This is a genomic window from Corynebacterium lipophiloflavum DSM 44291 (genome assembly GCF_000159635.1).
GTDB lineage: Bacteria > Actinomycetota > Actinomycetes > Mycobacteriales > Mycobacteriaceae > Corynebacterium > Corynebacterium lipophiloflavum.
Map to the genome: position 1 here is coordinate 478,902 of NZ_GG667192.1, position 17,848 is coordinate 496,749.

Annotated in this window: 19 protein-coding genes; 12 read left to right on the plus strand and 7 right to left on the minus strand. The window is 65.0% G+C overall.

The genetic code is table 11. The features are described from left to right. Window positions 1-45: 45 nt before the first annotated feature. The 6 genes from HMPREF0298_RS05395 (at window position 46) to HMPREF0298_RS05420 (ending at window position 6,865) form a co-directional block, all read left to right on the plus strand. Complete coding sequence (locus tag HMPREF0298_RS05395; protein WP_040422548.1) at window positions 46-3,060, plus strand: DNA translocase FtsK; 3,015 nt, start codon at window positions 46-48, stop codon at window positions 3,058-3,060. A gap of 183 nt (window positions 3,061-3,243) precedes the next feature. After that, window positions 3,244-4,416 carry a TerC family protein gene (locus tag HMPREF0298_RS05400; protein WP_040422727.1) on the plus strand — a complete coding sequence of 391 codons (1,173 nt, stop codon included), beginning with the start codon at window positions 3,244-3,246 and terminating at the stop codon, window positions 4,414-4,416. A gap of 14 nt (window positions 4,417-4,430) precedes the next feature. After that, a complete protein-coding gene (gene pgsA, locus HMPREF0298_RS05405) occupies window positions 4,431-4,973 on the plus strand; it encodes a CDP-diacylglycerol--glycerol-3-phosphate 3-phosphatidyltransferase (protein WP_006840111.1) in 543 nt (180 codons plus the stop codon). Next, a complete protein-coding gene (locus tag HMPREF0298_RS05410) occupies window positions 4,966-5,517 on the plus strand; it encodes a CinA family protein (RefSeq protein WP_006840112.1) in 552 nt (183 codons plus the stop codon). Before pgsA ends, HMPREF0298_RS05410 begins: the two co-directional genes overlap by 8 nt. Window positions 5,518-5,540: 23 nt before the next feature. Beyond that, window positions 5,541-5,912, plus strand: a complete 372-nt coding sequence (locus tag HMPREF0298_RS05415; protein ID WP_006840113.1) for a helix-turn-helix domain-containing protein — start codon at window positions 5,541-5,543, stop codon at window positions 5,910-5,912. Window positions 5,913-6,016: 104 nt separating this feature from the next. Further along, window positions 6,017-6,865 carry a PspA/IM30 family protein gene (locus HMPREF0298_RS05420; protein WP_006840114.1) on the plus strand — a complete coding sequence of 283 codons (849 nt, stop codon included), beginning with the start codon at window positions 6,017-6,019 and terminating at the stop codon, window positions 6,863-6,865. A gap of 9 nt (window positions 6,866-6,874) precedes the next feature. Here HMPREF0298_RS05420 and HMPREF0298_RS05425 read toward each other — a convergent pair whose 3' ends face one another. The 3 genes from HMPREF0298_RS05425 to HMPREF0298_RS05435 are packed head-to-tail and all read right to left on the minus strand — an operon-like array spanning window position 6,875 to window position 8,797. Next, window positions 6,875-7,489 carry an energy-coupling factor transporter transmembrane component T family protein gene (locus HMPREF0298_RS05425; RefSeq protein ID WP_006840115.1) on the minus strand — a complete coding sequence of 205 codons (615 nt, stop codon included), beginning with the start codon at window positions 7,487-7,489 and terminating at the stop codon, window positions 6,875-6,877. A gap of 3 nt (window positions 7,490-7,492) precedes the next feature. After that, window positions 7,493-8,176 carry an energy-coupling factor ABC transporter ATP-binding protein gene (locus HMPREF0298_RS05430; protein ID WP_006840116.1) on the minus strand — a complete coding sequence of 228 codons (684 nt, stop codon included), beginning with the start codon at window positions 8,174-8,176 and terminating at the stop codon, window positions 7,493-7,495. A gap of 3 nt (window positions 8,177-8,179) precedes the next feature. After that, a complete protein-coding gene (locus HMPREF0298_RS05435) occupies window positions 8,180-8,797 on the minus strand; it encodes a biotin transporter BioY (protein ID WP_006840117.1) in 618 nt (205 codons plus the stop codon). Window positions 8,798-8,874: 77 nt separating this feature from the next. Between HMPREF0298_RS05435 and HMPREF0298_RS05440 the strand changes: the two genes are divergently transcribed. The 3 genes from HMPREF0298_RS05440 to recX all read left to right on the plus strand — a co-directional run bounded on the left by HMPREF0298_RS05440 (window position 8,875) and on the right by recX (window position 11,041). Next, window positions 8,875-9,090, plus strand: coding sequence for a DUF3046 domain-containing protein (locus tag HMPREF0298_RS05440; protein ID WP_006840118.1), 216 nt, complete (start codon window positions 8,875-8,877; stop codon window positions 9,088-9,090). A gap of 206 nt (window positions 9,091-9,296) precedes the next feature. Continuing rightward, on the plus strand, window positions 9,297-10,445 hold the full coding sequence (recA, locus tag HMPREF0298_RS05445; RefSeq protein ID WP_006840119.1) for a recombinase RecA: 1,149 nt from the start codon (window positions 9,297-9,299) through the stop codon (window positions 10,443-10,445). Window positions 10,446-10,450: 5 nt separating this feature from the next. After that, a complete protein-coding gene (recX, locus tag HMPREF0298_RS05450) occupies window positions 10,451-11,041 on the plus strand; it encodes a recombination regulator RecX (protein WP_006840120.1) in 591 nt (196 codons plus the stop codon). 9 nt (window positions 11,042-11,050) lie between these two features. On the opposite strand, the gene HMPREF0298_RS05455 is transcribed toward recX, so the two are convergent. Genes HMPREF0298_RS05455 through gluA form a run of 4 tightly spaced genes read right to left on the minus strand, consistent with a single transcriptional unit; the run spans window position 11,051 to window position 14,350 of the window. After that, on the minus strand, window positions 11,051-11,983 hold the full coding sequence (locus HMPREF0298_RS05455; protein ID WP_006840121.1) for an amino acid ABC transporter permease: 933 nt from the start codon (window positions 11,981-11,983) through the stop codon (window positions 11,051-11,053). Next, window positions 11,984-12,670, minus strand: coding sequence for a glutamate ABC transporter permease GluC (gene gluC / locus HMPREF0298_RS05460; protein ID WP_006840122.1), 687 nt, complete (start codon window positions 12,668-12,670; stop codon window positions 11,984-11,986). Between the two features lie 51 nt (window positions 12,671-12,721). Then, window positions 12,722-13,594: a glutamate ABC transporter substrate-binding protein gene (locus HMPREF0298_RS05465; RefSeq protein WP_006840123.1), complete on the minus strand. Its 873-nt coding sequence runs from the start codon at window positions 13,592-13,594 to the stop codon at window positions 12,722-12,724. Window positions 13,595-13,621: 27 nt separating this feature from the next. Further along, entirely contained in the window at window positions 13,622-14,350 is a 729-nt protein-coding gene (gene gluA, locus HMPREF0298_RS05470; RefSeq protein ID WP_169304965.1) for a glutamate ABC transporter ATP-binding protein GluA, read from the minus strand. Between the two features lie 294 nt (window positions 14,351-14,644). On the opposite strand from gluA, the gene miaB reads away from it, so the two are divergent. The 3 genes from miaB to HMPREF0298_RS05485 are packed head-to-tail and all read left to right on the plus strand — an operon-like array spanning window position 14,645 to window position 17,549. After that, on the plus strand, window positions 14,645-16,183 hold the full coding sequence (miaB, locus tag HMPREF0298_RS05475; RefSeq protein WP_006840125.1) for a tRNA (N6-isopentenyl adenosine(37)-C2)-methylthiotransferase MiaB: 1,539 nt from the start codon (window positions 14,645-14,647) through the stop codon (window positions 16,181-16,183). Between the two features lie 16 nt (window positions 16,184-16,199). Continuing rightward, window positions 16,200-16,829 carry an Rv2732c family membrane protein gene (locus HMPREF0298_RS05480; protein ID WP_006840126.1) on the plus strand — a complete coding sequence of 210 codons (630 nt, stop codon included), beginning with the start codon at window positions 16,200-16,202 and terminating at the stop codon, window positions 16,827-16,829. Window positions 16,830-16,838: 9 nt separating this feature from the next. Next, window positions 16,839-17,549 (plus strand): DUF6308 family protein, encoded by a 711-nt coding sequence (locus HMPREF0298_RS05485; protein WP_157464383.1) that lies wholly within the window; start codon window positions 16,839-16,841, stop codon window positions 17,547-17,549. Window positions 17,550-17,848 lie beyond the last annotated feature (299 nt).

The following is a 17,848-nucleotide window of genomic DNA, read 5'->3' on the forward strand; positions in this document are numbered from 1 at the left end:
GTGGCAAATGTGGAATGAGTGGCAAACGGTACTACTGTTACTTACATGTCTGTCACGAACTCGTCTCGCACCTCCGGGCGCTCGCAGACCGGCCCCCGCGGGCGGGGGAGCGGCACGCGGACGTCGACAAACTATGCCGCGTCGCTGACTCACCCGTCGACCTCAACGATGCTCGCGGCGCAAACCTCCGACGAGCGCGTCGGCTCCGCCTACAAGGTTGTCGGCAGCTCGCTGGGCGCTGCCGCACGCGGCGTGGGATCGGCGCTCGGCAAGCTGACAGCCGGCCTGCGCCGCAGCGCGGACACAGACGATTCTTCGGACCCCTTCTTCGATGACGCCGCCACCGCCGACGAGCCGGTCGCGCGGCGCCGTAAATCCAGAGACTTCAGGGACGGCAGGGGCACCGTACGCGACGAGGAGAAAGGTGGCAGCGACGCAGTGGAGACCACACGGGGCGGCGACCATGCTGACGCGTGGGGACTCGTCCTCATTGGACTTGCCGCCGTCATCGGCGCCTCGGTGTGGTTCGACATCGCCGGCCCGGTCGGGCGCCTCATCGCCCAGGGAGTGCACTGGGTCATCGGCGCGGGCGCGCTCATCCTGCCCGTCGCCCTCGTCGCAGTAGCCGTCGCGCTAATGCTGGACACACGCTCCGACGCCGCGGTTCGCGCCCGGGTCAGCCTCGGAATCGGAATCATCGCGCTCGCCATGCTCGGACTCGTTCACGTCTTCGCCGGCAACCCCCAGGATTGGGAAGGCCGGCGCATCGCCGGCGGGGCGGTGGGTGCGCTGCTCGGAGGCACGCTGTCTGCGGGCTTCACCTCCTTCGTCGCCGTGCCGCTGCTGATCCTCGTGATTGTCTACGGCGCGCTCAAGACCACCGGTGTGACCGTGCGCCAGGCTGTGGACCTGCTCAAAGACACCCTTTCAGCCGCGAAAGGCGGGCTTTCGCACTCCGGTGACGCTGACGGCGCTGAGGGCAAGGACCCCTACAGCCACGTCGACGAGGACTTGGAGGACATCGCCGAGGGCCGCGAGCGACGCCGCGCCCGGGCAAGCGCCGCCACCGAAGTGGTGACGCGCCCGCGGCGGCGCACGCCGCTGGACAACTACCCGGCGGATGAATCCACGCGCGTGATGCCGCGGCGCGCCCGGCTGGATAAAAACCTCTTTGACGAGCCGGGCGCCGAGGCCGAAGTAGCCGCGCCTGCGGAGCCTGCGGGGCAGCCCGAGGCGGGCCTGACCCGCATTCTGCCGCGCGCCGAGGCCGAGCCGGAGCCGGAACAGGAAACCGAGCCTGAGGACGACAAGGCTGATGCGATCACCCAGTCCCGCGAGGCGATGCGTGCCGCGATCGTTGCGCGCTCGGGCATCGATGCCACCGCCGTGCCCGCCTCCACACCGAAGTCGGAGGTGGAGAAGGCAAAGGCGCCCGCCGCGCCGGCCGCGCCCGCCCAGCGGGTGCCTTACGACGATTCGGACTACGTGCTGCCGTCGACGGACCTGCTCATCGCCGGTACCGCGCCGAAGACGCGCACAGAGGCCAACGACCGGATGATCGAAGCGATCACGGATGTCTTCGAGGAATTCCGCGTCGACGCCCAGGTCACCGGATTTTCGCGCGGGCCGACAGTGACGCGCTACGAGGTAGAACTCGGCCCCGGCGTGAAGGTGTCCAAGATCACCAACCTGCAGTCCAACCTCGCCTACGCCGCCGCGACGGACAACGTGCGTCTGCTCACCCCGATCCCCGGCAAGTCGCTCGTCGGCATCGAGGTGCCCAACCTCGACCGCGAGATGGTCAGGCTGCGCGACGTGCTCGACGCGCCGAAGGTCACCGCCGACCGCGACCCCATGCTCATCGGCCTGGGCAAGGACATCGAGGGTGACTTCATCGCCTCCAGTGTGCAGAAGATGCCGCACCTGCTCGTCGCCGGTTCCACCGGCTCGGGTAAGTCGGCGTTCGTCAACTCCTTGTTGATCTCGCTGCTCACCCGCGCCACCCCGGAGGAGGTGCGGTTGATTCTGGTGGATCCGAAGATGGTGGAGTTGACCCCGTACGAGGGCATCCCGCACCTGATCACGCCGATTATCACCCAACCGAAGAAGGCGGCCGCCGCGCTGCAGTGGCTGGTTGAAGAGATGGAGCAGCGCTACATGGACATGAAGTCCTCTCGCGTGCGCCACATCAAGGACTTCAACAGGAAGGTGCGCTCCGGGGAAATTTCCGCGCCCCCTGGCTCCGAGCGCGAGATGCGCCCGTACCCGTTCATCATCTGTGTGGTCGACGAGCTGGCGGATCTGATGATGACGGCCCCGAAGGAGATCGAGGAGTCGATCGTGCGCATCACCCAGAAGGCGCGTGCGGCCGGCATCCACCTGGTGCTGGCCACCCAGCGCCCCTCGGTGGATGTCGTCACCGGCCTGATCAAGACCAACGTGCCGTCGCGCCTTGCGTTCGCCACCTCGTCGTTGACCGACTCGCGCGTCATCCTCGACCAGGCAGGTGCCGAAAAGCTCATCGGCATGGGTGACGGGTTGTTCATCCCGCAGGGTGCCGGAAAACCGCAGCGTCTGCAGGGTGCCTACGTCACGGACGAGGAGATCCAGGCCGTCGTCGAGGCCGCGAAGTCGCAGGACTCACCGTCGTACGTCGAGGGCGTGACCGAGGACAAGCAGGCCGAGGCGAAGGTGATCGATGACGACATCGGGAAGGACCTCGACGATCTGCTCGAGGCCGTCGAGCTCGTGGTCACCTCCCAGCTCGGGTCGACATCGATGCTGCAGCGCAAGCTGCGCATCGGTTTCGCCAAGGCGGGGCGCCTGATGGATTTGATGGAAACCCGCGGCGTCGTCGGCCCGTCGGAAGGCTCAAAGGCGCGCGAGGTGCTGGTCAAGCCGGAGGAGCTGGAGACGATCCTGTGGATGATCAAGGGGGCCGATCCTGCGGAGGCGCCCACCGACGAGCCTTCGCTTGGCGACGCCCCCTCCGACGCCACCACCCCCGGCGAGACCCGTGTGGTCAACGCCACCTACAACCCAACGGGCGGAGCGTTTTAGCCGTTTTATTGCTTGGTGTAAGCTCATAGGGGCATTGGAGGGGAGTACCCCGCAATCGCTTTCGATCGTCAACACGGCGCCTTGCTTTTCAGGAAGGCCCCGGTCGGGGCGGCCCACCGTGGGTGGGGGAGACCTCCGGTCACTTTTGTAAGGATTTTCTGACCGGAGGTATTTATGGAACACATGGGTGTGCCCACATCAGTATGGCTGATCACCTCGGCCGTCATCGTGGGCTTCTTCATTTTTGACTTTTTTGGACACGTCAAAGATGCGCACGAACCGTCACTGAAAGAATCGGGATTCTGGACCGCGTTCTACGTCACCATCGCACTGCTTTTCGGCGGCGTGATCTGGTGGCTGTGGGACGGCGAGCACGCCGCGCAGTACTACACCGGCTACGTCACGGAAAAGGCGCTGAGCGTTGACAACCTGTTCGTCTTCGCGCTGATCATGGGCGCGTTCAAGATCCCGCGCAAGTACCAGCAGAAGGTGCTGCTGCTTGGTATCGTGATCGCGCTGATCATGCGCCTGATCTTCATCCTGCTTGGCGCGGCCGTGATCGCGGCGTGGTCGGACGTGTTCTACCTCTTCGCCATCTTCCTGATCTGGACGGCTATCAAATTGGCCTACGACGAAGCGACGGACCAGGAAGAAACCGACCCGAACGACATGTTCATTGTCAAGGCGCTGCGCCGCGTCTTCCCGGTGACCAAGTCCTACCACGGCGACAAGCTTGTCTCCGTCACCCAGACTGGGAAGAAGGCGCTGACGCCGCTGTTCATCGCGCTTCTGGCAATTGGGTTCGTCGACGTGATGTTCGCGCTTGACTCCATCCCCGCGATCTACGGCATTACCTCGGAGCCGTTCATCGTGTTCACGACCAACGCGTTCGCGCTTCTCGGCCTGCGCCAGATGTACTTCCTGCTCGACGGCCTCCTTGACCGCCTGGTCTACCTGTCCTACGGACTGGCCATCATCCTCGGCTTCATCGGCATCAAACTGCTGCTGCACGCCCTGCACGAGAACAACCTGCCGTTCATTAATGGCGGCGAGAACGTGACCGTGCCCGAGATTGGGACGTTTACCTCCCTGTCCGTGATCATCGGTGTTCTGGTGGTTACCGTCGTGGCGTCCCTGGTGAAGAACCGCATGGACATTGCCGCTGGCCGCGTTGACCCGGACGGGCCGAAGTGGCACGTGGATTACGACGACCACGGCAACCGCCGCAAGGTGGACAACCACGGCAACCACCTCGGGTGGATTGACGATCCCGCCACCTCTGGCCGCGGCGATCACACAGCAACCGGTTCGCGCGAGACGGATCACCTCGACGTCTCGCGCGGGGGCGAGAAATAGAAAGGGCGGTTGTCGTGACCCAGCCACAGCAATCCAATTGGAACCTGCCCAACGTGTTGACGTCGGCACGCATTGTGTTTGTGCCCGTGTTCGCGTGGCTCGTTCTCTCGGAGCGCTGGTGGTGGGCGTTCGGCTTGTTCGTGGTGCTCATGGCCACCGACAAGCTCGACGGCGACATCGCGCGCGCCCGCGGGCTGGTGACGGACTTTGGTAAGATCGCCGACCCGATCGCGGACAAGGCGCTGATGATCACCGCGCTGGTCACGCTCAACATCGCGTCCACGCTGCCGGTGTGGATCACGGTGGTTATCGTGGTCCGCGAGCTCGGCATCACGGTGTGGCGGATGTTCATGCTGCGCCGTGGCAACGTCGTCCCGGCGTCGAAAGGCGGCAAGCTCAAGACCGTTCTTCAGACGCTCGGTGTGGCGCTGTACCTGTGCCCGCTGCCGGGCTGGATGGATGTGCCGACATATATCGTCATGCTGGTCGCCACGGCCGTCACCGTGATCACGGGCATCCAGTACATCGTGGATTCGAGGAAGGTCAACCGTGGATAGCTCCACAACTATCGCGCGCGAGCTTATCGACGCTCTGCGCACCCGCAACCAGACCATCAGCTTCTGCGAGTCCCTGACCGCAGGCCTGGTCGCCGCAACGCTCGCGACCGTTCCAGGCGCCTCCGACGTGCTGCGAGGCGGGCTCGTGGTCTACGCCACCGACCTGAAGCACTCCCTCGCCGGCGTGCCCGAGGAGGTCCTTTCCACCCACGGCGCGGTCTCACCCGTTACCGCCCGTGAGATGGCCCGCGGAACGCGGCGGGTGTGCCAGTCCGACTGGGCCGTTGCGGTCACCGGCGTAGCCGGGCCCGATACTCAAGACGGCCACCCCGTCGGCGAGGTGTGGGTCGGGCTGTCTGGCCCTCGGTGGACGGCGTCCTCGCCCGCGGCGCAGCTCGTCGACTCCGCGGCCGGGCGCTACGCGCTGCTGCCGTCAGCGACGGAGCCGGTGCGGGTGCTGGCGGGCGGGCGCGAGGAAATCCGCCAAGCCGCGGTGCAGGCGGCGCTTAGTGGGGCCCTTGCGGGCGTGAGGGAACAAAACTGATTGGTTAACCGTTAGTACATTCGATGGCAACGACAACTCTTCTTCTCGATAACTTCGAGGTCGCGCAGCTCAAGCGCCCCCTCGAGCGGCCCGTCCAGCGCGAAGCGGTGCGCGAGCCTCTGTTACGCGAGGCACTGGGCATGTCCCTGCGCGCCTTCCGCGCGGACAAGAACGTCTCGCTGCGCACACTCGCCGCAAAGGCACGCGTGTCGTCGGGCTACATTTCCGAGCTTGAGCGCGGCCGCAAGGAGGTGTCGTCGGAGCTCCTGGCGTCGATATGCGAGGCCCTCGATACGACGGTGGCCGAGGTGCTGCTCGAGGCGGTGGCGAACCTGTCGCTGAAGTCGATTACTGACGAGCTTGAGGCGAGCGCGCCCGCGGCCGCTGAAATCTAGTTGAGCCTTCGCGTGGATCCGTTTGCGACTACGATGGTTCAACGGTTACGCAGCACTGCAGAACAAAGACACTTTTAAACATCAACGAAAGGTAAGGCGCCGCGATGGCTAACCCGTTTTCCAAGTTCTGGAACTACCTGATGGCTCTGTTCGACAACAAGATCGAGGAGAACGCAGACCCGAAGATCCAGATCGAGCAAGCAATTAGCCAGGCGCAGCGCCAGCACCAGGCCCTGTCCCAGCAGGCCGCAGCCGTCATCGGCAACCAGCGCCAGCTGGAGATGCAGCTCAACCGCCGCCTCGAAGAGGTGGAGAAGCTCCAGGCCAACACCCGCCAGGCACTCCAGCTGGCGGACAAGGCCCGTGGCGAAGGCGACGCGCAGAAGGCGCAGGAATACGAAAACGCCGCCGAGGCGTTCGCCGCCCAGCTGGTCACGGCCGAGCAGAGCATCGAAGACACCAAGCAGCTCCACGACCAGGCCCTGCAGCAGGCGGCGCAGGCGAAGCAGGCCGTTGAGCGCAACTCCGCGCAGCTGCAGCAGCAGGTCGCAGAGCGCTCCAAGCTTCTGTCCCAGCTCGAGCAGGCGAAGATGCAGGAGAAGGTCGCCGAGACCATGTCCTCGATGAACGCGATCACCACCGGCACCCCGAACTTGGATCAGGTGCGCGACAAGATTGAACGCCGCTACGCCAACGCCCTGGGCCAGGCCGAGTTGGCGCAGAACTCCATCCAGGGCCGCATGGCCGAGGTCGAGCAGGCCGGCATCCAGATGGCCGGTCACGGCCGCCTCGAGCAGATCCGCGCGCAAATGGCCGGTGAACTGACCAACAGCCAGAAGCCAGCGATCGAATCCAGCGAAGCGGGCTCCGCGCCGCAGGCAGCAGATGCAGGCAGCGACGTGTCCAACGACGCCGTGCAGGCCCGCATGCGTGAGCTGCGCGGCGAGCACTAAAGCGTTCGGTTAATCCCCAGCACCGCGCGCCATGAGCGCCTCGCCGATGCTTTGAGCGCGGCGGATGCTGCGAATCACCACCGGTGTACCAAACGCCGTCAACGAAAGGCCCGCTCCGCGGGCCTTTCGCGCGTCCAAGACCTCATTGACCGTGTTGGCCATCAGCGGGATCAGCCGGATCGTGACGGAGACGGCAAAGCTTATGGTGTCCACCGGCACACCGAAACGACGCAGGGGCGCGAGGCTGCGCTCGAGCCCGTTCATGAGCTCCTCGAGCGTTGTTGTGAGGGTGAGCAGGTTCGCGGCCGCCAGCGTGGCGACGAGCCCGAACGCCGTCGTGAGCGCCTGGGCGGGGCCGTTTTGCCACCACAGGTACAACCCGAGCAGGGTAATCAGCGGCACGACGGGGGCTAGCTGCCGCATCGCCGTGCCAAAGGGTATCCGGGCGATAATGTACAGCACGGTGACGCCGGCCAGGACGGCGACGGTGTGCCACGGCTGGCTCGGCAGCGCCGTGACCGATACCACGAAGATGAGCAGGGCAAGCAGTTTGGCCGTTGGCGGTGTGCGGTGCAGAAGCGAATTTCCGCCGACGTAAACGCTCAACGGGACGTACGTGAGCATCGCTTACTCCCCGAGGAGTTCGTTGTAGAAGGAGACGGTGTCGCGCGGGGGGCCGTCGAAAAGCACGCGCCCCGCGTCGAGGCAGAGGACGCGGTCGAAGCCCGCGAGCATGCCGAGATCGTGCGTGACCACGATGACCTGCTGCTCCAGCGCCGCTATCTCACCGATGATGCGGCGGCGGTTGCGCGCGTCGAGCAGGGTGGTCGGCTCGTCGGCGATGACGAGTTCCGGCTCGATCACCAGCACGGCGGCCAGTGCGAGCAGCTGCTTCTCGCCCCCGGAAAGGGTGTGCGGTGAATTGTCGCGCTTGTCGCCGAGACCAAAGCGTAGAAGCGCCTGATCGACGCGGCGTGACACCTCGTCGCGCGGGAGCTTGAAGCGGCGCAGGGAAAACGCGACGTCTTCGGCGATGCGCGGCATGACTATCTGCGACTCGGCGTCCGAGAAGACGAATCCGACCCGGCGGCGCACGAGCTTGCCATCGGTGACGGGGTTGAGGGCGTCGACATGCACGGTGCCGGTGGAGGGGGTAATCAGGCCGTTGATCAGCCGCACGAGGGTGGACTTGCCCGAGCCGTTGGAGCCGATGATGCCGATGCGGTGTTCGGTGAGCTCGAGGGTGGTCGGATGAAGGACGACGGTGCCCTCGTAGCTCACGCTGGCGCCTTCAAAGCGGATAACAGGCATGGATTAACGCGCTGGGCTCGCGCTACCGCGCAAAAGCTGAGGAAACGCGGTGTGCACGCCGATGGCGATGGCGACCATGACGGCCATCTCAAGCACGTCGGTGGGGATGAAAGGCAGCTGCGCTGCCAGTGCGGCGGGGAAGTCGAGCCCCGCGCGCACCACCATGCCGATGGAGCCGAACAGGTACTGAAGGCCCAGACCGAGGTAGCCGGCGAGGATAAACAGCGCCACCTTGACGGGTCGGGAGCGGCCGATGACGCGCTCTGCGATGGCGCCGGCGACGGGAACCGCGATGAGGTAGCTGATGACGTAGCCAACCGTGGCTGAACTCAGGGCATAGTAGGTGGTGCGCCCACCGGCGAGAACCGGCAGGAGAAAACCGATCAGGAGGAACAAACCGGCGACGAAAAACCCGCGCCTGGCCCCGAGGACCAGCGCCGCGAGAACGAGCGCGGTGTTCTGGATCACGATGGGCACCCCCAGGGCGCCAGCGGGGATGGCGACGAACCCCAGCACGATCACGAGCGCGGTGAACACCGCGACGAAGGCTACGTCGGCGGTGGTGTTCGATGCCTGTGTGGCCTCGGCTGAAGTCGGGGGAGTTGGTGATGATTTCGACATGGCAGAAACCTTACTTGAACACCGTTCAGTGCGGTGCGTTTCGGGGTCCGAAAAGCGCCGGAGTGTAGATTGGGCCCATGCGCTTGACCGAATTCCAGCAGCTGGTGGAAGACGAGTTCGGCCCCGCGAACGCGGGGTGGGTGATGGACTCGCAAGTCCTGTCGCCGTACAACCAGACCGCGAACGAGATGATCGAAAGCGGAATCGACCCCCGTTTAGCATGGGAGGGGTTGTGCCGCGCCTACGACGTGCCGGAAGACCGGCAACTGGGAAGAGACCGCCCGGGATTCTGACACGCGTTTCGCGGCGCGTCGCTCGCGTTCGAACATGCTTGCGTGTAGGCTTCGCCGTGTCGAGGCACTGCGCTACGTTAGGGCCAGTCTCATCTGGGACCGAAGGGAACCAGATGACTGCCTGCGGGAGTCTAAGAGGATGACACCACCCGTACTCACGTGGCGTGGATTACTTAAAAAATTCTTGGTTAAAGGGAGTGACTGATATGGCAGCGAAGAAAAAGACGACCGCGGCAGCGGGCGGGGATCGCCAGAACGCGCTCGACGCTGCGCTGGCGATGATTGAGAAGGACTTCGGCAAGGGCGCGGTCATGCGCCTCGGGGATGAAAATCGCCCCCCGATCCAGGTCATTTCCTCCGGCAACACCGCGATCGACGTTGCTCTCGGCATCGGTGGGTTCCCGCGGGGGCGAGTCGTGGAGATTTACGGGCCCGAGTCCTCCGGTAAGACCACCGTGGCGCTGCACGCGATCGCCTCCGCCCAGCGCGCCGGCGGAATCGCCGCGTTTATTGACGCCGAGCACGCCCTGGACCCTGACTACGCCCGCAAACTCGGCGTGGATACCGACAACCTCTTAGTCTCCCAGCCGGACACGGGCGAGCAGGCGCTGGAAATCGCTGACATGCTGGTGCGGTCGGGCGCTATCGACATCATCGTCATTGACTCGGTCGCCGCGCTGACGCCGAAGGCCGAAATCGAAGGCGAAATGGGCGACTCCCACGTCGGCCTCCAGGCCCGCCTGATGTCTCAGGCGCTGCGCAAAATGACCGGCGCGCTCTACAACTCCGGAACCACCGCGATCTTTATTAACCAGCTGCGCGAGAAGATCGGCGTGATGTTCGGCTCACCCGAGACCACCACCGGCGGCAAGGCCCTGAAGTTCTACGCCTCCGTGCGTTGCGACGTCCGTCGCATCCAGACCCTCAAGGACGGCCAGGATTCCATCGGCAACCGCACCAGGCTCAAGGTGGTCAAGAACAAGGTGTCGCCGCCGTTCAAGATCGCCGAATTCGACATCATGTACGGCGAGGGCATTTCGCGCGAATCCTCCATCATCGACATGGGCGTCGACAACGGTATCGTGAAAAAGTCCGGTTCCTGGTTCACCTACGAGGGCGACCAGCTCGGCCAGGGCAAGGAGAAGGCCCGATTGTTCCTCAAGGACAACGTCGATTTGGCGAACGAGATCGAGGACAAGATCTTCCAGAAGCTCGGCGTCGGCGCCTACGCGGGCAACGGCGACGAGCTCACCGACGACCCGGTCGACATGGTCCCCAACATCGACTTCGACGACGACGATGCCAACGAGCCGCTGGGCGCCTCCGATAGCAACCTGGTGCCTAACGAGGGTTAAGCACAATGGCCGACCCTGATCCGCACAAGGTCGCCCAGCTCAAGGCCGCCCTCGAACACTTCCAGCCGGGCACGCTGTTCGACCGCGAAGAGGAGCAGGCTCTGGCGCCTGTGCGCACGCGAGCTTTGCGTTTGCTCGACCAGCGCGCCCGGTCCAAGGCAGAGCTGCGTTCGCGCCTCATCTCCGCGGAGTTCGACCCAGAGCTCGTCGAGCGGGTCCTCGACTCACTGGAGAACTCGGGGCTGGTCAATGACGCGGTTTTCGCGAGCGAGTGGGTCCGCCAGCGCTCCCAGCGAAGGGGAAAGTCGGCTCGCGCGCTCGACATGGAGCTGCTGGACAAGGGGGTTGCTGAGCCGGTGCGCCAGGAGGCGCTGTCCCAGATCACCGCCGAGGACGAGGAAGCCGCCGCCCGAGCTGTCGCGGAGAAGAAGGCCCGCGAAGTCAAGGCGGCGCCATCCGATCGCGCGGAGTACGACAAGCACCTGCGGCGCATCGTTGGGGTGATGGCGAGGCGCGGCTACTCTTCCGGGCTGAGTATGCGGCTGGGCCGCGACGTGCTCGACGCGCGGATCCGTGAGGTCGCCGGCGAGCAGTAGCCGCGGCGCCTACCGAGGCGGTCGCATGCTACCCGGCGCCTGAGCGTTCAGAGTCGCGTCGGCCGTGGGCAGGGCGTCCTCGTCCGCCACATCCGGGACCTTTGTGAAGGGGTTGCGGCGTGTGCGTCCGGCCCGCAGCTGCTTTTCGACGCGCGTGGCCAACATCGTCAGCGCGTAGTTAATCGCGATCATGATGATGGCCACCACGATCAGGGACGGTATGTAGTTGCTGTTCGAGGACGCAACCTGGGTACCGGAGCGGACGACCTCGACGTAGCCGATCTGGTAACCCAGCGCGGAGTCCTTCAGCGCGATGACCATCTGCGCAATAAGCGCGGGCAGCATGGCGGCGACCGACTGCGGAAGAAGAATCTTCCACATCGTCTGCCAGTGCGTCATGCCCAGCGCGTGGGCGGCCTCTGTCTGCCCGCGGGGCAGCGAGCGGATGCCGGCGCGCAGAATCTCCGCGATGACGGATCCGTTGTACAAAGTCAGCGCAGTGACAACTGCCCAGAAGGCGAGGCCGCGCGGCGGCACCACGTTGAACACAGCGAAGAACTGGTACAGGAAGATCATCAGCAGCAGCACCGGGATCGCGCGGAAGAACTCGATGAATGTGGCGCACAGCCAGCGCACCGCTTTGAGCTCCGCGAGACGCCCGAGCCCTAAGACGACGCCGAAGATAAGGGCGAGGAGGATGCTCAGTGCGGCGGCCTTAATGGTGCCCCACAGCCCGGGCAGGATGTAGGTGGTCCAGGTGTTCGCGTTGACAAACGGCGTCCATTTTTCTGCGTCAAGCTGGCCGTTCTCGGCGAGGCGGGCGAGGACCCACCAGCCGATCAGCGCCAGAGCGATCACGGTGAGGAAGGTGTAGATGGTGTTGAGGCGCCTGGCGCGGGGCCCGGGGGCGTCGTAAAGCACTGAGGCTCTAACAGCAGACATTTAACGCTTCACCGCCAGTCGTTCAGAAAGCCAGCCCAAGGCAAGGCCCATGGGCAGGGTGAGGATGATGAACCCGAGGGCGAACACGCCGAAGATGACGAACAGCTCGTTGGCGTGCATCTCGATGGTGGATTTCATCAGCAGCGACGCCTCGGCGACGCCGATGACGGAGGCGATCGTGGTGTTCTTCGTCAGCGCGATCAAGGTGTTGCCCAGCGGGATGATGGCCGCGCGCAGCGCCTGCGGGAGGATGATGAGGCTGAAGATCTGGCCGAAGCCCAGCCCCAGCGAGCGGGCGGCCTCGGACTGACCGACGTGGACGGTATTGATGCCGCTGCGCAGGGACTCCGCGACGAAGCACGACGTGTAGAGAATGAAGCCGAGGACGGCCAAGCGGAAGTTCTGGTCGGCGATAAACGTCGAGGATTCGCGGCTGGCCAACTGCAACCCCAGGTTCTGGTAGAGCCCGAAGGAGCAGAACAAGATCACCAGGGTCAGCGGGGTGTTGCGCACGGTGTTGATGTAGAACCCGGAAAGACCGCGCAAGATGCCCACGGGGGAGACCCGCATGGCTGTGAGCAGCGTGCCGAGAATCATGGCGCCGATGGCGGAATACACCGTCAGTTTGATGGTGGTCCAAAATGCGGGCCACAGGTCGGGCAGCAGGTCTGCCCACAGGGCTTGCATGGGGTCTTATTCCTCCCAGAAAGTGTTGAAGGTGCCTTCACAGAGCGGGTGCTACTGCAGGAAGGACAGGTCGCCGACCTTGTCCTCGGAGACGCCGACGCCGCCCTCGAGGTTCTCGTCGACGAACTTCTGGAACGAGCCGTCTGCGTACATGGCCTCCAGCGCCTTGTTCACGGCGTCGACGGCCTCGGTGTCGTCCTTGGTCACGCCGATGCCGTAGTGCTCGTTGGTGAAGGGCTGGCCGTCCTTCTCCAGCTCGACGATGGCGAAGTCACCCGGGGACTGCGCGGAGTAGCCGCCGAGGATGGAAGCGTCGGTGGTCATCGCGTCGACGTTGCCGTTGCGCAGCGCCTCGACGCAGGAGGAGTAGGTGTCGTACTCCTGGAGCTGGACGCCGGGGAGGGCGTCCTTGACCTTCTGCGCCGGGGTGGAGCCGGTCACCGAGCACAGGATGCGCCCGTCGAGGCCCTCGAGGCCGGTGATGTCCTTCTCGTCGGCACGCACGAGCAGGCCCTGGTGGGTGAGCAGGTACGGGCCCGCGAAGCTGACCGCCTCGGCGCGGGAGGCGTTGATGGAGTAGGTCGCGCCGATCGCGGCGACCTCGCCGTTCTGGATCAGGGTCTCGCGCTGCGCGGACGGGGTCTCGCGCCAGGTGATCTCCGGCTCGGCCCAGCCCTTGTCCTCGGCGATGGAATTGACCACGTAGGTGAGCACGTCGACGTCGAGACCGGTCATGGAGCCGTCCGCCTCGCGCAGGCCCAGGCCCGGTTGGTCGTACTTGGTGCCCAGGGTGACGTTGCCGGACTCGATCTGGGCGAGCAGGCCCTCGCCACCGCCGGAGCTGTCGCCGCCGCAGGCGGTCAGCGTCGCCGCGGTGAGCGCTGCGACGGTAGCGGCTGCGAGGGAACGGAAGATCTTCTTCATGGTGAAACTCCTTGATAGGGGTATGCGTTAGTGGGGCAGGATCTTGCCCAGGAAGTCCCGGGCGCGCTCGGAGGCGGGGCTGTCGAAGAAGGATTCCGGGTTGGTGTCCTCGACGATTTTCCCGTCGGACATGAACAGGATTCTGTCCGCAACCTTGCGGGCGAAGCCCATCTCGTGGGTGACTACGACCATCGTCATGCCGGAGCGTGCCAGCTCGGACATGACGTCGAGTACCTCGCCGACCATTTCGGGGTCGAGCGCGGAGGTGGGCTCGTCGAAAAGCATGACCTTGGGGTCCATAGCAAGTGCTCGGGCGATGGCGACGCGCTGCTGCTGGCCGCCGGAGAGCTGGGCCGGGTACTTGTCCGCCTGGTTGGCGATGCCGACGCGGTCGAGCAGCTCGCCCGCGCGCTTGTCCGCCTCCGCCTTGGGCAGCTTGCGCACCTGGGTGGGGCCGAGTGTGACGTTCTCCCGGATGGTCAAGTGGGGAAAGAGATTGAACTGCTGGAACACCATGCCCACGTCGGAGCGCAGCTTGGCCAGGTCCTTGCCTTCCTCGGGAAGAATCTTCCCGTCGATCTCGATCGTTCCCGCATCAATGGTCTCGAGGCGGTTGATCGTGCGACACAGTGTCGACTTGCCGGAGCCGGAGGGCCCAAGGACAACAACGACCTGGCCGCGAGGGATCTCCAGGTTGATGTTTGTGAGCGCGTGAAAGTCGCCGAAATACTTCTCCACGCCCGCCATCCGGATCATGGGCTGCGAAACCTGTGTCATGGGAATTAGTTTTACTATCAATAGGCAAGCTTCGGGGCGGATTGGTAAGAAACTTTTCGACGGCGCGTGGCAGGTGCCCGAGCGGGGGCGGGTGCTCAAGGGGGGCAGGTGCCCGAGCGGGAGATCCACAGCGGGATATTTCGCCCAACTCATTAATAGTACGAATTTCCGACGGCGAACTATCCCGCTCTGGACCTCCCACTCCGCGCACAGGGGCCGACCGCGCTACGCGGTTTAGGTCTGCGCCAGCGACCGGCGTTAGACTATTCGACCGTGACAACCGCGACACAAGCCCAGAACAAGCCCACCAACCAGGCCGACCCCGCCCGCACCTACGAGGTGCGCACCTTCGGATGCCAGATGAACGTGCACGATTCCGAGCGCCTGTCCGGGATGCTGGAGGAGGCCGGATATGTGGCCGCGGCAGACGGCGCGGAGCCCGACCTGGTGGTGTTCAACACCTGCGCGGTGCGCGACAACGCGGACCAGCGCCTCTACGGCTCACTGGGCCAGCTCAAGCACACCAAGGACAACCACCCGGGGATGCAGATCGCCGTCGGCGGGTGCCTGGCGCAGAAAGACCGCGACACGGTGATTGAGAAGGCGCCGTGGGTGGACGCGGTGTTTGGCACCCACAATATCTCGGCGTTGCCGGCGCTGCTGGACCGCGCGCGCGTTAGCGAGGAGGCGCAGGTCGAGGTCGTCGAGGCGCTGGAGGTCTTCCCGTCGGTGCTGCCGGCGAAGCGAGAGTCCTCCTACGCCGGCTGGGTCTCCATCTCCGTGGGCTGCAACAACACGTGCACGTTCTGTATCGTGCCCAGCCTGCGCGGCAAGGAGCTGGATCGCCGACCCGGCGATATCCTCGCCGAGGTCACGGCCCTTGTGCAGCAGGGCGTGTCCGAGGTGACGCTGCTGGGGCAGAACGTCAACGCCTACGGCGTGAACTTCGTGGACGAGGAGCTCGGCCGCGACCGCTCGGCGTTTTCCAAGCTGCTGCGCGCCTGCGGCGAGATCCAGGGCCTGGAGCGGGTGCGTTTCACCTCCCCGCACCCAGCGGAGTTCACCTCGGACGTGATCGACGCGATGGCGGAGACCCCGAACGTGTGCCCGCAGCTGCACATGCCGCTGCAGTCGGGTTCGGACAAGGTGCTCAAGGACATGCGCCGGTCGTACCGCTCGAAGAAGTTCCTGGGCATTCTCGACGAGGTCCGCGCGAAGCTGCCGCACGCGTCGATCACCACCGACATCATCGTTGGCTTCCCGGGCGAGACGGAGGAGGACTTCCAGGCCACCCTCGACGTGGTGGAGAAGGCACGGTTCACCTCGGCGTTCACGTTCCAGTACTCGCCGCGCCCGGGCACGCCCGCCGCGACCATGGACAACCAGGTGCCCAAGGAGGTCGTCCAAGAGCGTTTTGAGCGCCTGGTCGCCCTCCAGGAGCGCATCAGCGCGGAGGAGAACGCGAAGCTGGTGGGCACCGAGGTGGAGCTGCTGGTGCAGGCTGCCGGCGGCAAGAAGAACGATTCCACCAAGCGCATGTCGGGCCGCGCCCGCGACGGCCGCCTGGTCCACTTTGCGGTGCATGGGCTTATCGACGCTTCCGTGCGCCCCGGAGACATCGTCACCGTCACGGTCACCGACGCGAAGCCGCACTACCTGATCGCCGACTCCGGCATCACCGCGCACCGACGCACCAAGGCGGGCGACAACTCGGAGGCCGGCCAGGTGCCCACCACCGCGCCGGTGGGCGTGGGCCTGGGCCTGCCGCAGTTTGGCAAGCCCGCGGCCGCCCCGGCGAGCGGGTGCTGCTGATAGGCTCGGCCACATTATGAACCAGTCCGACCAGCTCGCGCGCGAGGAGCGCGCCGCCGCCTCGACCGTCGACCTCGGGGCCACCCGCTGGGTGCTCATCGCCGCGGTGGTGGTCTATCTCATCGCGCTGTTCCTCCCGTTCGCCGGCGGCGTGTCGGGCTGGCAGATCCTCACGTTCACGGACGCGGCGGCCGAGGTGCAGACGAAGCTGACGGAGTACGTGTTCACGGTGATGTCGTTTATCGGCCTCGCGGTGCTGACCACCCTGGTCCTGGCCACGCGCCGTTTCCCGTTCGCCGCGGCGGGCTGGATGTTTACCACCGTGTCGTTTTTGGTCTCCATCCTGGCGATCTGGCTGCGCCGCACCAGTACCGCGTACGACCTGGGCTACCACCACGGCCCCGGCATCTACCTGGCTATTCTGGCCGCCGGCGTCGCGGTGTTCGCCTACATTCCGGTCGTGCTGCGGCACACCGACCGCCAGGCTGAGATCACGCAGCGCCGCCTCGCGCTCGACGAGCGTGATGACGTCGCCCGCGCACAAGCCGCCGCCACCCGCGAGGCCGTGACGCGCGAAAACCCCTTGCTTATCGACGACCGCCGCGCCCGCGCCGCCGAACGCCACAAGAAGTACCGGGAGGAGTAGGTGTTCGCAGTGGCGCTCAGGTTACCCGCGAGCCTGGGAGAAGCAATGGCGGGCAACCCCGCACCCGCCGAGTCTCTTCTGCGGCGCTACTACCGCTCCCGTTTGGAGGGTGATAGGGCAGGGTTAGGTTCACAGCCGTGGTACTCCGGCGCGTATTACGACGAGTGGAGTACAGACGCGCACCCCAAGAACGCCACCGTGTTTACCCCCGAAGACGTGCTCGCGGTCTCCTATTTGAGCGTGCGGATTCCGGGGCGCGCGGTCGCGGACATTCTGCACCGGCGGCGCGACGAGCTCAATCAGGCCCTGTTTTCCGCGGTGCAGGCGTGCGAGGGGTACGCGTCACTGGGCGATGTTCCGCGGGACGTGACTTCCTACACCGGAAATTTCATGGCCCTGCCGGATACCGCTTGGGCCCCGTTTGTGCTGGAAAGGAAGCTACGGGAGATTGACAAGATCGGTGTTGTCACCGCGTCGAAGCTGATCGCCCGCAAATTGCCCCGCATCTATCCGATTAATGATCAGCATGTGAAAGCTCTCACCGGGGTAGGCAACCAGTACATGCGCCCCCTCCACCTGACTCTCGCGGACAACCCGCGTATCGAGCAAACGCTGGAGACCGTGCGCCGGTCGGCGGGCCTTCCGGTCAGCATTTCCGCGCTGCGGGTTTTCGATGTCCTTGCCTGGATGGAGCAAACCGACCTGGGGCGTATCCCATGAAGGTGACGCGCTCGCAGGGGCGATCGTGAGCCCCGCGTGCTCGCGGTCTGGGAAGAGCGTTTCGGAAGCGTGATTGAGGAACTGTTCCCACCTCTGAATGCGTCTGGAAAAACGTGTACAAGCAGCCGTTCGGCAATCGAGCTGCCCGAAACAGCAGGTCGCTGAACAGCGTGGTTGATGGGATAGACCTCAGCGTCTGGGGAATGATGCGACACCTCGTTGTCAACGAAAGTATTGAAAACTAGCGGGGCCTTTTTTGAGTTCGCAATTCGGATCTAGGCTTCATTGTGCCAGCCGAT

What these genes read in the sequence shown, in the direction of transcription:
- HMPREF0298_RS05440 (WP_006840118.1), top strand. Translation starts at nt 8,875, where the DNA reads ATGCGCTTGACCGAATTCCAGCAGCTGGTGGAAGACGAGTTCGGCCCC.
- HMPREF0298_RS05480 (WP_006840126.1), top strand. Translation starts at nt 16,200, where the DNA reads ATGAACCAGTCCGACCAGCTCGCGCGCGAGGAGCGCGCCGCCGCCTCG.
- HMPREF0298_RS05435 (WP_006840117.1), bottom strand. Translation starts at nt 8,797, where the DNA reads ATGTCGAAATCATCACCAACTCCCCCGACTTCAGCCGAGGCCACACAG.
- gluC (WP_006840122.1), bottom strand. Translation starts at nt 12,670, where the DNA reads ATGCAAGCCCTGTGGGCAGACCTGCTGCCCGACCTGTGGCCCGCATTT.
- HMPREF0298_RS05425 (WP_006840115.1), bottom strand. Translation starts at nt 7,489, where the DNA reads ATGCTCACGTACGTCCCGTTGAGCGTTTACGTCGGCGGAAATTCGCTT.
- HMPREF0298_RS05415 (WP_006840113.1), top strand. Translation starts at nt 5,541, where the DNA reads ATGGCAACGACAACTCTTCTTCTCGATAACTTCGAGGTCGCGCAGCTC.
- HMPREF0298_RS05465 (WP_006840123.1), bottom strand. Translation starts at nt 13,594, where the DNA reads ATGAAGAAGATCTTCCGTTCCCTCGCAGCCGCTACCGTCGCAGCGCTC.
- HMPREF0298_RS05420 (WP_006840114.1), top strand. Translation starts at nt 6,017, where the DNA reads ATGGCTAACCCGTTTTCCAAGTTCTGGAACTACCTGATGGCTCTGTTC.
- HMPREF0298_RS05430 (WP_006840116.1), bottom strand. Translation starts at nt 8,176, where the DNA reads ATGCCTGTTATCCGCTTTGAAGGCGCCAGCGTGAGCTACGAGGGCACC.
- HMPREF0298_RS05455 (WP_006840121.1), bottom strand. Translation starts at nt 11,983, where the DNA reads ATGTCTGCTGTTAGAGCCTCAGTGCTTTACGACGCCCCCGGGCCCCGC.
- HMPREF0298_RS05400 (WP_040422727.1), top strand. Translation starts at nt 3,244, where the DNA reads ATGGGTGTGCCCACATCAGTATGGCTGATCACCTCGGCCGTCATCGTG.
- recX (WP_006840120.1), top strand. Translation starts at nt 10,451, where the DNA reads ATGGCCGACCCTGATCCGCACAAGGTCGCCCAGCTCAAGGCCGCCCTC.
- recA (WP_006840119.1), top strand. Translation starts at nt 9,297, where the DNA reads ATGGCAGCGAAGAAAAAGACGACCGCGGCAGCGGGCGGGGATCGCCAG.
- HMPREF0298_RS05395 (WP_040422548.1), top strand. Translation starts at nt 46, where the DNA reads ATGTCTGTCACGAACTCGTCTCGCACCTCCGGGCGCTCGCAGACCGGC.
- gluA (WP_169304965.1), bottom strand. Translation starts at nt 14,350, where the DNA reads ATGATCCGGATGGCGGGCGTGGAGAAGTATTTCGGCGACTTTCACGCG.